This is a genomic window from Cellulomonas flavigena DSM 20109 (assembly GCF_000092865.1).
GTDB lineage: Bacteria > Actinomycetota > Actinomycetes > Actinomycetales > Cellulomonadaceae > Cellulomonas > Cellulomonas flavigena.
On record NC_014151.1, the window covers coordinates 1,984,067 to 1,997,081 of the forward strand.

Annotated in this window: 12 protein-coding genes and 1 tRNA gene; 12 read left to right on the forward strand and 1 reads right to left on the reverse strand. The window is 74.3% G+C overall.

Annotated features, from left to right (window positions below; translation table 11 throughout):
• Window positions 1-33: 33 nt before the first annotated feature.
• Both CFLA_RS08995 and CFLA_RS09000 read left to right on the forward strand, forming a co-directional pair.
• On the forward strand, window positions 34-1,131 hold the full coding sequence (locus CFLA_RS08995) for a chorismate-binding protein (RefSeq protein WP_052302824.1): 1,098 nt from the start codon (window positions 34-36) through the stop codon (window positions 1,129-1,131).
• Between the two features lie 27 nt (window positions 1,132-1,158).
• Complete coding sequence (locus CFLA_RS09000; RefSeq protein ID WP_013117011.1) at window positions 1,159-2,022, forward strand: aminotransferase class IV; 864 nt, start codon at window positions 1,159-1,161, stop codon at window positions 2,020-2,022.
• A gap of 105 nt (window positions 2,023-2,127) precedes the next feature.
• Here the strand turns inward: CFLA_RS09000 and CFLA_RS09005 are convergent, their stop codons facing one another.
• Window positions 2,128-2,556, reverse strand: a complete 429-nt coding sequence (locus tag CFLA_RS09005) for an SsgA family sporulation/cell division regulator (protein ID WP_013117012.1) — start codon at window positions 2,554-2,556, stop codon at window positions 2,128-2,130.
• 329 nt (window positions 2,557-2,885) lie between these two features.
• Here CFLA_RS09005 and CFLA_RS09010 point away from each other — a divergent pair.
• From CFLA_RS09010 to CFLA_RS09055, 10 genes are all read left to right on the forward strand, one after another.
• Window positions 2,886-2,957, forward strand: a tRNA-Val gene (locus CFLA_RS09010).
• Window positions 2,958-3,049: 92 nt separating this feature from the next.
• The gene (locus CFLA_RS09015) at window positions 3,050-5,110 is read left to right on the forward strand and encodes an NAD(+) synthase (protein WP_013117013.1); all 2,061 of its coding nucleotides are present in this window, start codon (window positions 3,050-3,052) and stop codon (window positions 5,108-5,110) included.
• 77 nt (window positions 5,111-5,187) lie between these two features.
• Window positions 5,188-7,200 carry a threonine--tRNA ligase gene (thrS, locus tag CFLA_RS09020; protein WP_013117014.1) on the forward strand — a complete coding sequence of 671 codons (2,013 nt, stop codon included), beginning with the start codon at window positions 5,188-5,190 and terminating at the stop codon, window positions 7,198-7,200.
• A 3-nt stretch (window positions 7,201-7,203) separates the two neighbouring features.
• Entirely contained in the window at window positions 7,204-7,776 is a 573-nt protein-coding gene (locus CFLA_RS09025) for an HIT family protein (protein ID WP_013117015.1), read from the forward strand.
• Between the two features lie 7 nt (window positions 7,777-7,783).
• Complete coding sequence (pgsA, locus tag CFLA_RS09030; protein ID WP_013117016.1) at window positions 7,784-8,395, forward strand: phosphatidylinositol phosphate synthase; 612 nt, start codon at window positions 7,784-7,786, stop codon at window positions 8,393-8,395.
• Window positions 8,392-9,405 carry a phosphatidylinositol mannoside acyltransferase gene (locus CFLA_RS09035; RefSeq protein WP_013117017.1) on the forward strand — a complete coding sequence of 338 codons (1,014 nt, stop codon included), beginning with the start codon at window positions 8,392-8,394 and terminating at the stop codon, window positions 9,403-9,405. Before pgsA ends, CFLA_RS09035 begins: the two co-directional genes overlap by 4 nt.
• Window positions 9,402-10,607 (forward strand): glycosyltransferase family 4 protein, encoded by a 1,206-nt coding sequence (locus tag CFLA_RS09040; protein ID WP_013117018.1) that lies wholly within the window; start codon window positions 9,402-9,404, stop codon window positions 10,605-10,607. Before CFLA_RS09035 ends, CFLA_RS09040 begins: the two co-directional genes overlap by 4 nt.
• Window positions 10,604-11,281, forward strand: a complete 678-nt coding sequence (locus CFLA_RS09045) for a hypothetical protein (RefSeq protein ID WP_013117019.1) — start codon at window positions 10,604-10,606, stop codon at window positions 11,279-11,281. Before CFLA_RS09040 ends, CFLA_RS09045 begins: the two co-directional genes overlap by 4 nt.
• Window positions 11,282-11,462: 181 nt before the next feature.
• On the forward strand, window positions 11,463-12,377 hold the full coding sequence (pdxS, locus tag CFLA_RS09050) for a pyridoxal 5'-phosphate synthase lyase subunit PdxS (RefSeq protein ID WP_013117020.1): 915 nt from the start codon (window positions 11,463-11,465) through the stop codon (window positions 12,375-12,377).
• Window positions 12,374-12,976, forward strand: a complete 603-nt coding sequence (locus CFLA_RS09055) for an NUDIX hydrolase (protein ID WP_013117021.1) — start codon at window positions 12,374-12,376, stop codon at window positions 12,974-12,976. The genes pdxS and CFLA_RS09055 overlap by 4 nt, the downstream gene beginning before the upstream one ends.
• Window positions 12,977-13,015 lie beyond the last annotated feature (39 nt).

Sequence of the window (13,015 nt, forward strand, 5' to 3'; positions counted from 1 at the left end):
CGCGGCAGCGTCCGGCACGTACGGGTCAGTACGTTGGGCGTCGTGCCGACCGCCTCGACGCCCCCCGGCCGTGCCGTGCCCGGCACCGCGTGGTTCGCCGGGCGGCGCGCTCGTGACGTGGTCGAGCACGCGGAGCTCGGTGCGCGCCCCGACGCGCTGGCCACGCCGGGCTGGTGGGCCCTGGTCGGCGACTTCGAAGGGCGTGTCGACGCCTGGCGGTTCGCGCACGTCGAGGACGACGTCCCCGACGCCACCCCGGCCGCGCCCTGGCGGGGCCCCGCGCGGGACGCATGGACGTCGTCGCTCGACCGCGACGCCTACGTGGCGGCCGTCGAGCGGGTGCGTGCGCACGTCCGCGAGGGCGTCGTCTACCAGGCCAACCTCTGCCGGGTGCTGGCCGCGCCGCTCGCGCCGGACGGGGCCGACGAGCCCGACGCACGTGCCCTGGCGGCCCGGCTCGTCGCCGGGAACCCGGCGCCCTACGCCGGCGGCGTGCACGTGCCGGTCGGTACGGACGTGCCCGGCGCCTGGGTCGTGACGGCGTCCCCCGAGCTGTTCCTGCGGGTCGGCGACGGCGTCGTCACCTCCGGCCCCATCAAGGGCACCGCGCCCACGGCAGCGGGCCTGACGGCGAAGGACCGGGCCGAGAACGTCATGATCACCGACCTCGTGCGCAACGACCTCCAGCAGGTCTGCCTGCCGGGGACGGTGCGCGTGACGGACCTCCTGGGCGTCGAGGAGCACCCCGGTCTCGTGCACCTCGTCTCGACCGTCGCGGGCGACCTCGACCCGCGCGTGCGCGACGCCCCCGACGCGCTCGCGCGGGTCCTGGCGGCGACCTACCCCCCGGGTTCGGTGTCCGGCGCCCCCAAGAGCTCCGCGCTGCGGGTGATCGACGAGCTGGAGCCCGTGCCGCGCGGCCCCTACTGCGGCCTGGTGGGCTGGGCGCACGTGGCGCCGGACCGGCGCCTCGTCGCGGAGCTCGCCGTCGGCATCCGGACGTTCTGGTGGCGTGACGGCGTGCTGCGCTTCGGTACGGGCGCGGGGATCACGTGGGGGAGCGACGCGGCGCAGGAGTGGGCCGAGACGGAGCTCAAGGCCGCCCGCCTCGTCGCCCTCGCGAGCCGGTGACGGGCACGACGGTGGAAGGATGAGCGCGTGGACCTGACGATCTGGGCCGGTGGCCGGCTGCGCGCACCCGAGGACCCCGTGCTCACGGCGGTCGACCACGGCGTGACCGTCGGCGACGGCGTCTTCGAGACCTGCTCCGTCCAGGGGGGCGTCGCCTTCGCGCTCACCCGGCACCTCGCGCGGCTCGAGCGGTCCGCGCGCGGCATGGGCATGCCGCCGCTGCCGCTCGACGAGGTCCGCGAGGGCGTCGCCGCGGTGCTGGCCGCGGCCGGCGATCACGCCGGGCGCCTACGGATCACCGTCACCGGCGGCCCCGGGCCGATGGGCTCGCACCGGTACGCGCCCGCCGAGCAGCGACCGACCGTGGTCGTCGTCGCCGGGCCGGCGGCGACCATGGACGTCTCCCGCGCCGTGCGCTCCCCGTGGGTGCGCAACGAGCGGTCGCCGCTCGCCGGCCTGAAGACCACGTCGTACGGCGAGAACGTCGTCGCGCTCGCGCACGCGCGCGCCCGGGGCGCCGACGAGGCCCTGCTGGCCGACACGCGCGGGCGCCTGTGCGAGGGGACCGGCTCCAACGTCCTCGTCGAGGTCGGCGGCGAGCTGCTCACGCCGTCCCTGGAGACGGGTGCCCTGGCGGGCGTCACGCGCGAGCTGCTGCTGCTGTGGGGCGGTGAGGCGGGCCTGCCGGTGCGGGAGGCCGCCGCGGGCGAGCTGCCCTGGGAGGTGCTCGACGAGGTCACGGCCGGACGCGCGCACCTCGCGCTCACGGGGTCGATCCGCAACGTCACGCCCGTCGTACGGCTCGACGACGTCGACGTGGCGGCGGGACCGTTGTCGCTCGCCGCGCAACGGCTGTTCGCGCAGCGGGCGGCGGAGGACCTCGATCCCTGACCCGCACGGTCGAGCGGACCGGGAGCGTGGGCGGCCGCCCGGACGCACGACAGCCGGCCCCGCGCGAGCGGGACCGGCTGGGTCGAGGCGGCGCGGAGCCGTCCGTCAGGCGGTCAGCAGCGCCGCGATGAGCGCCGTGATCTCGCCCTCCATCTTGTCCGACTCGGCACCGATGGGCACGAGCGACTCGGTGGCCGCCAGGAACCGCAGCAGGGGCTCCGTCGGCGCCGCGAGCAGCGCACTGCCCTCGACGCCCGAGAGCGAGACGAGGGTGTAGTCGGGGTCGTCGTCGCGCCACACCTGCACGTCGCCCGTGCCGGCGGGAGCGTCCGCGACGGCGTGCACGCCCTGGGCGAGCAGCTCGCGGCCGAGGAGCCAGGTCGACATCGTGTGGGCGCCGGTGAACACGGCGCGCACGGTGTACGGGTCGCTGGTGCGGAAGCACATCTCTGCGGACACCGGGATGACGGTGGCGTCGGAGCCGATGAGCTGCATGGCAACGACCTCGATGACGTCGTAGGACGTGTCCGCCATCGGGTCCTCCTGTCGCATGGTGAGGCCCTGACGGCCTGTTGATGTCACATCATGGCAGGACGGATGTCCCATTGGACCGATGCTCGACCACAGTTCACCCGCCCGGACCCTTTCAGATCCCGTGGAAAACGTTGCACATCGCTCTCCCGGGTGCAGAACCCGACATTGCGACCACCGCGACGGCGACCGGGTGACCCTGTCGGCAGCGACCGTGGGCACGCTCCGCAGCGTCGGCGGACCCGGTTCGGAGATCGGCCCGGAGTCCGCTAGCATCATCCGCGTCGCCCACGGGCGGCGACGCGGAAGGCAGCGTGGGTGATGAACCCCGCGGGCGATTGGCTCAGTGGTAGAGCGCCTCGTTCACACCGAGGAGGTCACTGGTTCGAACCCAGTATCGCCCACCCTCGGACGTAGGCCCCGACCGGACGGTCGGGGCCTACGTCGTCCCCGGGGTCGGCGACGCGGCGCCCGGCTGCCGTGCCAGACTCGCGACGTGGACTTCCTCTCGGCCTACGCCCACGGCTTCGCGCGAGTCGCTGCGTGCACCGTCCCCGTCACCGTCGCGGACCCCGCGGCCAACGCGGCCGCCGTCCTCGACGCCGCGCGCGCCTGCCACGACGACGGCGTCGCGGTCGCCGTCATGCCCGAGCTGTGCCTGTCGGGTTACGCGGTCGACGACCTGTTCCTGCAGGACGTCCTGCTCGACGCCGTGCGCGACGCGCTCGCCACGATCGTCGAGGCGTCCCGCGAGCTGCTGCCGGTCATCGTCGTCGGCGCCCCGCTCGCGCACGGCACGCGCGTGCTCAACACCGCCGTCGTCGTGCACCGCGGGCGCGTGCTGGGCGTCGCCCCGAAGTCCTACCTGCCCACGTACCGCGAGTTCTACGAGCGGCGCTGGTTCGCCCCCGGCGACGACGTGCGCGGCACCACGACGGTCGCCGGCCAGGAGGTCCCGATCGGCCCCGACCTGCTGTTCGCCGCGGCCGACCTGCCCGGCCTCGTCCTGCACGTCGAGGTGTGCGAGGACATGTGGGTGCCCGTGCCGCCGTCGACGCACGCCGCGCTCGCGGGTGCGACGGTGCTCGTCAACCTGTCGTCGAGCCCCGTCACCGTGGGCCGCGCCGAGGAGCGGCGCCTGCTCGTGCGCTCGGCGTCGGCCCGGTGCCTGGCCGCGTACGTCTACGCCGCCGCGGGGCAGGGGGAGTCGAGCACGGACCTCGCGTGGGACGGGCAGACGCTGGTGTACGAGCTCGGCGAGCTGCTGGCCGAGGGGAAGCGGTTCGCCGACGGTCAGGTCCTCACCGTCGCGGACGTCGACCTCGACCGGCTGCGGCAGGAGCGGTTGCGCACGGGCACCTTCGACGACAACCGTCGGGCCCTGGGCCTGGCCGCGGCCGGGGGGTCGCACCGTACCGTCCCCTTCACGCTCGAGCCGCCGCCCGGTGACGTCGGTCTGCGGCGCGCGGTCGACCGGTTCCCGTTCGTGCCCGACGACCCCGCGCGGCTCGCGCTCGACTGCTACGAGTCGTACAACATCCAGGTCAGCGCGCTGGAGCAGCGGTTGCGCGCCGTCGGCGGCGCGAAGATCGTCATCGGGGTGTCCGGCGGCCTGGACTCCACGCACGCCCTGATCGTCGCGGCGCGCGCGATGGACCGGCTCGGGCGGCCCCGCAGCGACATCCTCGCGTTCACCATGCCCGGGTTCGCGACGTCCGACGCGACGCTCGCCTCCGCCCTGGCGCTCATGCAGTCGCTCGGGACCACCGCCGAGACCATCGACATCCGGCCCGCCGCACGGCAGATGCTCGCCGACCTCGGCCACCCGGCGGGCGAGGGCGCCGAGCAGTACGACGTGACGTTCGAGAACGTGCAGGCGGGCCTGCGCACCGACTACCTGTTCCGGGCCGCCAACCAGCGCGGCGGGATCGTGCTCGGCACCGGCGACCTGTCCGAGCTCGCGCTCGGCTGGTGCACGTACGGCGTCGGTGACCAGATGTCGCACTACGGGGTCAACGCCGGCGTGCCGAAGACGCTCATCCAGCACCTCATCCGCTGGGTCGTGGGCGAGGGGCACTTCGACGACGCGACCAACGAGGTGCTGCTGCGCGTCGTGGGCCAGGAGATCTCCCCGGAGCTCGTGCCCGTCCGCGAGGGCGAGCGCATGCAGTCCACCGAGGACACGATCGGCCCGTACGCGCTGCACGACTTCGCGCTGTTCCAGGTGCTGCGCCACGGGATGCGCCCCAGCCGGATCGCCTTCCTCGCGTGGCACGCGTGGCACGACGCGCGGGCCGGCGCGTGGCCGCCGGGCTGGCCCGCGGACCGACGCCCGGAGTACGACCTGCCGACGGTGCGGCGCTGGCTCGAGGTGTTCGTGCGCCGGTTCTTCGCCAGCCAGTTCAAGCGGTCCGCCCTGCCGAACGGGCCCAAGGTCGCCGCCGGCGGCACGCTGTCGCCGCGCAGCGAGTGGCGCATGCCGTCGGACGCGTCGGCCGCCGCCTGGCTCGCCGAGCTCGAGGCGAACGTGCCGACCGACCTGCCCACCGGTCGGTAGCATCGTCCCGGCCCGTGTCGGCGACCGCCGACCCGCCGTGAGCAGCGGCGCGGGCAGAACCTGAGGAGCTGGCGAGCGTGCCCGAGCAGATCACCCTGACCGTCGACGGCGTCGAGACCTCGGTCGCACAGGGGACGACGGGTACCGAGCTGTTCGCCGACCGCCGCGACGTCGTCGTCGTGCGCGTCGACGGCGAGCTCACGGACCTGGCCGCCCCGCTGGCCGCCGGCACCACGGTCGAGGCCGTCACCATCGACTCGCCGGACGGGCTCGCCGTGCTGCGGCACTCGGCTGCGCACGTCCTCGCGCAGGCCGTCCAGGAGATCAACCCGAAGGCGCGCCTCGGCATCGGCCCGCCGATCACCGACGGGTTCTACTACGACTTCGACGTCGAGACCCCGTTCACCCCGGAGGACCTCACGGCGATCGAGAAGGTCATGGGGCGCATCGTCAAGGAGGGCCAGACCTTCCGGCGGTGGGAGGTGACCGAGGCGCAGGCGCGCGAGGAGCTCGCGGCCGAGCCGTACAAGCTCGAGCTCATCGGGCTCAAGGGCGAGGCCGGCGACACCGACGGCGCGTCCGTCGAGGTCGGCCTCGGCGGGCTGTCGATCTACCAGAACGTGCGCGGGGCGGGGCGGGAGTCCGAGGCGGTCGTGTGGCAGGACCTGTGCCGCGGCCCGCACCTGCCGTCGACCAGGCTCATCGGCAACGGCTTCCAGCTGACCCGCTCGGCCGCCGCCTACTGGCGCGGCTCCGAGAAGAACCCGCAGCTGCAGCGCGTGTACGGCACCGCGTGGCCCACCAAGGACGAGCTCAAGGCGTACCTCGAGCGCATCGCCGAGGCGGAGCGCCGTGACCACCGCAAGCTCGGTAACGAGCTCGATCTGTTCTCCTTTCCCGAGGAGATCGGCTCGGGCCTGGCGGTGTTCCACCCCAAGGGCGGCATCATCCGCATGGAGATGGAGGAGTACTCCCGGCGCCGGCACGTGCAGGCCGGCTACTCCTTCGTGAACTCGCCGCACATCACCAAGGAGCAGCTCTTCCAGATCTCCGGGCACCTGGACTGGTACGCCGACGGCATGTACCCGCCCATGCAGCTCGACGAGGAGCGCGACGCCGAGGGCCACGTCAAGCGGCAGGGGCAGAACTACTACCTCAAGCCCATGAACTGCCCGATGCACAACCTGATCTTCGCCGCGCGCGGGCGCTCCTACCGTGAGCTGCCGCTGCGCCTGTTCGAGTTCGGGACCGTGTACCGGTACGAGAAGTCCGGCGTCGTGCACGGCATGACCCGCGCACGCGGCTTCACGCAGGACGACGCGCACATCTACTGCACCCGCGAGCAGATGAAGGACGAGCTGACCAGCCTGCTCACCTTCGTCCTCGACCTGCTCAAGGACTACGGGCTCGACGACTTCTACCTCGAGCTCTCCACCCGCAACCCGGAGAAGTCCGTCGGGTCGGACGACGTGTGGGACGAGGCCACCGAGACGCTGCGCGAGGTCGCCGAGGCGTCGGGCCTCGAGCTCGTTCCCGACCCGGGTGGCGCCGCGTTCTACGGCCCCAAGATCTCCGTGCAGGCGAAGGACGCGATCGGCCGCACCTGGCAGATGTCGACCATCCAGCTCGACTTCAACCTGCCCGAGCGCTTCGAGCTGGAGTACACCGCGCCCGACGGCACCCGGCAGCGTCCCGTCATGATCCACCGCGCGCTGTTCGGCTCGATCGAGCGGTTCTTCGCGGTGCTCACGGAGCACTACGCCGGCGCGTTCCCCGCGTGGCTCGCGCCCGTGCAGGTGCTGGCCGTGCCCGTGGCCGAGCCGTTCGAGCCGTACCTGCAGCAGGTCGTGGACCGGCTGCGGGCGCAGGGGGTCCGCGCCGAGGTCGACCGCTCCGACGACCGGTTCGGCAAGAAGATCCGCAACGCCTCGACGCAGAAGATCCCGTTCGTGCTCATCGCCGGCGGCGAGGACGCCGACGCCGGCGCCGTCTCGTTCCGCTACCGCGACGGCCGGCAGGACAACGGCGTGCCCGTCGACGAGGCCGTCGAGCGGATCGTCGCGGCCGTGCGCGACCGCGTCCAGGTCTGAGCGATGAGCTCGTCCGACGACGTCGGGGTCGAGCCCGCCGGCGCCTTCGCGGGGGTGCCGGACGGGCTCGACCGTCTGTGGACGCCGCACCGCATGGTCTACATCGGCGGGCAGGACAAGCCCGTCGACGACGCCGCGGGCGACGGCTGCCCGTTCTGCCGCATCCCCACGCTGGACGACGAGGCGGGTCTCGTCGTGCACCGCGGCGCGGTGGCGTACGTCGTCATGAACCTCTACCCGTACAACTCGGGGCACCTGCTGGTCTGCCCGTACCGTCACGTGGCCGACTACACCGAGCTCACGGAGCCCGAGGTCGCCGAGGTCGCGGCGCTGACCCGCACGGCCATGCGCGTGGTGCGCGACGTCATGACCCCGCAGGGGTTCAACCTCGGGATGAACCAGGGCGAGGTCGCCGGCGCCGGCATCCAGGCGCACCTGCACCAGCATGTCGTCCCGCGCTGGGGCGGTGACGCGAACTTCCTGCCGGTCGTCGCGCGCACGCGCGCGCTGCCGGCGCTGCTGGGCGACACCCGGGCGACCCTCGCGGCTGCGTGGCCCGCCCCCACGAAGGGATGACCGAGCCGTGCTGAGCCGATTCCGCGGCCTGATGACGCGGCTGTGGACGCCGCTGGCCGACGCGCTCCTGCGCGCCGGCGTGTCGCCCGACGCCGTGACGATCACCGGCACGCTCGTCGTGGTCGTCACGGCCCTGTGGGCGTTCCCCACCGGGCACCTGCTGCTCGGCGGCGTGCTCATCGCGGTCTTCACGCTGACGGACTCGATCGACGGCGTCATGGCCCGCCGCGCGGGGCGCAGCGGCCCGTGGGGCGCGTTCCTCGACTCGACGCTGGACCGGTTCGGCGACGGTGCGATCTTCGCGGGCCTCGTGCTCTGGTACACCGGCGGCGGCGACTCGCGCCCCGACGCGGTGCTCGCCCTCGCCTGCCTCGTCCTCGGCTCGATCGTGCCGTACGCGCGCGCTCGCGCCGAGGGGCTCGGCATGACCGCGAGCATCGGCATCGCGGAGCGCGCCGACCGCCTCCTCGCCGTGCTGACGGCCACGATCCTCGTCGGCGCCGGCCTGCCGGGGGTCGTCATGACCGTGGTGCTCGCCCTGCTGGCCGTCGCGTCGGCCGTCACGGTGGTGCAGCGCATGGCGACCGTGCGGCGCCAGGCCCGGCAGGCGGCGCCGTGAGCCTCGACGTCGCGCGCGCCTACCAGCTCGCGTGGCGCGTCGGGCACCGGCTGCCCCGCGCGCTCGTGCGTGGTGCCACGGTGCTCGCCGCGGACGTCGCCTGGTGGCGCCGCGGCGGGGGAGTGCGCCGCCTGGAGGCCAACCTGGCGCGGGTGCGCCCCGAGCTCGACGCGCGCGCCCTGCGCCGCCTGTCGCGCGCAGGGATGCGCTCCTACATGCGGTACTTCGGCGAGGCGTTCACGCTCAAGGGGCTGACCTCCGCGCAGCTGGACGCGCGCGTGCGCGTCGAGGGACTCGAGCACGTGCAGCCCGAGCTCGACGCCGGGCGGCAGGTGCTGCTCGCGCTCGGGCACCTCGGCAACTGGGACCTCGCCGGTGCGTGGGTCACCCGGCACGTCGCGCCCGTCACCACGGTCGCCGAGCGCCTGGAGCCCGAGGAGCTGTTCCAGGAGTTCCTCGCCTTCCGCGAGAGCATCGGTCTGCGGATCCTGCCGCTGACGGGCGGTGGCGACGTGTTCCGCGAGCTCGTCCGTGTCGCGCGCACCGGCCCCGGTGTGCTGCCCCTGCTCGCCGACCGCGACCTCACCGCCCGCGGGCTCGAGGTCGACCTGTTCGGGCACCGTGCACGCGTCGCCGCGGGACCGGCCGCGCTCGCGGTGACGACGGGTGCCGTGCTCGCTCCGACGTCGATCACGTACGAGCGCCTGCGCCGCGGGCGGCGGCGGGTCGCCGGCGGCCCGTGGGGCATCGTCATCCGCTTCCTGCCGCCCGTCGTGACCGATCCCGGCCTGCCGCGCGCCGAGCGTGTCGCGGCGCTCACCCAGGCGTGGGTCGACGGGCTCGCCGAGGAGATCCGCGCGCACCCGCAGGACTGGCACATGCTGCAGCGGGTGTTCGTCGCGGACCTCGACCCGGCGCGCGACGCGGCGCGCCGTGCCGACGGCCCCGACGTGCCGGGCGCTGCGACGACGGTCGGCGGGGAGGCTTCGGCGGAGGGGAGCACACCGTGACGGCCGGGCGTCCGCTGCGCGTCGGCCTCGTCTGCCCGTACTCGTTCGACGTGCCCGGGGGCGTGCAGTTCCACGTACGGGACCTCGCCGAGTCGCTGCTCGCACGCGGGCACGAGGTCTCGGTGCTCGCGCCGGCGTCGGACGACACGCCCGTCCCGCCCTACCTCGTGGCCGCCGGCCGCGCGGTGCCGGTGCACTACAACGGGTCCGTCGCGCGCATGACGTTCGGACCCGTGACGGCCGGGCGGGTGCGCCGCTGGCTCGCGGCCGGGCGGTTCGACGTCCTGCACCTCCACGAGCCGGTGACACCCAGCCTCGGGATGCTCGCGCTGTGGATCGCGGAGGGCCCGGTCGTGGCGACGTTCCACACGTCCCTCGTGCGCTCGCGTCCGCTGCAGATGGCGTACCCGATCGTGCGTCAGTCCCTGGAGAAGATCTCGCTGCGCGTGGCGGTGTCCGAGGACGCGCGGCGCACGCTCGTCGAGCACCTCGGCGGCGACGCCGTCGTGATCCCCAACGGCGTGTGGGTCGACACGTTCGCCGGCGCGGGGACCGACCCCCGCTGGGCGGGCACGCCGCAGGCGCCGACGGTGGCGTTCCTCGGCCGCCTCGACGAGCCCCGCAAGGGCCTGGCGGTGCTGCTGCGCGCGGTCCCGACCGTCCTCGAGGCCCACCCGGGCGCCCGGTTCCTCGTCGCGGGAAGCGGGGAGACCGGCCAGGAGCAGGCTCGTGAGGTGCTCGGCCCACGGGCCGCGGCGGTCGAGTTCCTCGGCGGCGTCAGCGAGCAGGACAAGGCCCGCCTGCTGGCGTCGGCCGACGTGTACTGCGCACCGCAGACCGGCGGCGAGAGCTTCGGCATCGTCCTGGTCGAGGCGATGAGCGCAGGGACCACGGTCGTCGCGAGCGACCTCGGGGCGTTCTCGCGCGTGCTCGACGACGGCGAGGCGGGCGTCCTGTTCCGCACCGGTGACCCGGCGGACCTCGGCGCGACGCTCGCGCGCGTCCTCGGTGACCCGGAGCTGCGGGCGCGCGTGAGCGCGCGCGCCTCGCGCGTCGTGCGCCGCTACGACTGGTCGGCGGTCACGGACCAGGTGCTCGCGGTGTACGAGATGGCCGTCGCCGGCGGGCACGCGCCCGTCGGGGAGGACCCGTCGTCGCTGCGCGGGGCACGGCTCATGGAGCTGCGGAGGGGGCGCACGTGAGCGGCTGGTCGGACACCACGGTCGTCCTCGTGGTCGTGGGGGTGATCCTGGTGCTCGCGTGGCTCGTGTGGGTCCGCGCGAGCCGGCTCGACCGCCTGCACCGCAAGGTCGGGGCGTCGCGCGCGGTCGTCGACGCGCAGCTCGTGCGCCGCGCGACGGTCGCCGCCGAGCTCGCCACGAGCGGTCTGCTGGACCCCGCGAGCTCGCTCGTCGTGGGGGAGGCCGCCTGGGGCTCGCTGACGGCCGGGCGTGCCGGCGACGTCCCGACGGGCCTGCTGCCCGCGGACCTGCGCGAGCAGCTCGGCGCGAGCGCCGCCGTGCCCGACGGTCTCGACCGCTCGCAGGTGGAGAGCGACCTCACCGCCGCGCTCGCGGAGATCCTCGACGACCCGGACGAGGTCGCGGTGCTCGCCGAGGACCCGGAGGGCGACCGCGTCCTGGTCGCGCTCGCCGCGGCGTGGTACCGCGTGCAGCTCGCCCGGCGGTTCCACAACGAGGCCGTCGCGCAGACGCAGCGCGTGCGCCACGGGGCGCTGGTCCGGCTGCTGCGGCTCGCCGGGCACGCGCCCGAGCCCCGCACGCTCGAGCTGGACGACTCCTGGCCGCACGGACTGCCGCGACCGGGCGAGCAGGCGCGTGCGGCGCGGCCCGGGGCGAGCGCACCGCCGGCCTGAGCCGTCGCCGGCGCGGTCGGTGTCCGGGTGGCGGGCGCGGCGCTGGGGGCGCGCGCGGATCTCCTAGGATGAACGTGCCCCGACCACGGCGGCAGGCACCGGGCAGGCACCGTCACCCCGTCCCGCGCAGCGGGCGGACCGCCTGGGCCGCGTGTCCCCGAACGGATCGAAGAGGTCTGACGTGACCGAGAACTCCCAGCCCACCGCCGCCGCCGGTGAGGTCGGTACCGCGCGGGTCAAGCGCGGCATGGCCGAGATGCTCAAGGGCGGCGTCATCATGGACGTCGTCACGGCCGAGCAGGCGAAGATCGCCGAGGACGCCGGCGCGGTCGCCGTCATGGCGCTCGAGCGCGTCCCCGCGGACATCCGCGCCCAGGGCGGCGTCGCGCGCATGAGCGACCCCGACCTCATCGACGGCATCATCTCCGCCGTCTCGATCCCCGTGATGGCCAAGGCCCGGATCGGCCACTTCGTCGAGGCGCAGGTGCTGCAGTCCCTCGGCGTCGACTACGTCGACGAGTCCGAGGTCCTCACGCCCGCCGACTACGCGCACCACATCGACAAGTGGGCGTTCACCGTCCCGTTCGTCTGCGGTGCCACCAACCTGGGCGAGGCCCTGCGCCGCATCACCGAGGGCGCGGCGATGATCCGCTCCAAGGGTGAGGCGGGCACGGGCGATGTCTCCAACGCCACCACGCACATGCGCACGCTGCGTGACGAGATCCGCCGGCTGACGTCCCTGCCCGAGGACGAGCTGTTCCTCGCGGCCAAGGAGCTCCAGGCGCCGTACGACCTCGTCAAGGAGGTCGCGACCACCGGCAAGCTGCCGGTCGTGCTCTTCACCGCCGGGGGCATCGCGACCCCGGCGGACGCCGCGATGATGATGCAGCTCGGTGCCGAGGGCGTCTTCGTCGGCTCGGGCATCTTCAAGTCCGGCAACCCCGCCGAGCGGGCCGCCGCGATCGTCAAGGCGACGACGTTCCACGACGACCCCGACGTGGTCGCCAAGGTCTCGCGCGGCCTGGGCGAGGCCATGGTCGGCATCAACGTCGACGACGTGCCCGTGCCGCACCGCCTCGCCGAGCGGGGCTGGTGACCACGCCCGACGCGCAGCCCGACGGGGCCGTCGCCGCGCCGCCCTCGGGCGGTGCAGCGACGGCCCCGTCGGCCGTCTTCGGCCCCGAGTGGGTGCCGGGACCGGACGGCATGCTGCGCCGCAGCGCCGCGCGCGTGATCCTCCTCGACGAGGCCGACCGCGTGCTGCTCGTGCGGGGCCACGACGTCGATGCCCCCGGACGGTCGTGGTGGTTCACGATCGGTGGCGGGATCGACGCGGGGGAGGACGCCCGCACGGCCGCCGTGCGCGAGCTGCACGAGGAGACCGGAGTCCGCCTGGCCACCACGGACCTCGTGGGTCCCGTCTGCACGCGCTCCGCGCTCTTCGACTTCGCCGCGCGCACCTGCCGGCAGGACGAGGAGCTGTTCGTCGCGCGTGTCCGTGCGGCTGACACCGAGCTCAGCACGGCGGGCTGGACGGACGTCGAGCGTGACGTCATCGACGAGCTGCGGTGGTTCACCCTGGACGAGCTCGCGGCCGTGACGATCGAGGTGTTCCCGGCCGGGCTCGCCGACCTGGTCCGCGACGTGCTCGTGTGGGACGGAAGCACGCGGCACCTGGGGCTCGTCAGCGAGTGAGGCGGGCCGACCCGGCCGGGTGCCGTCGTACCGGTCGGT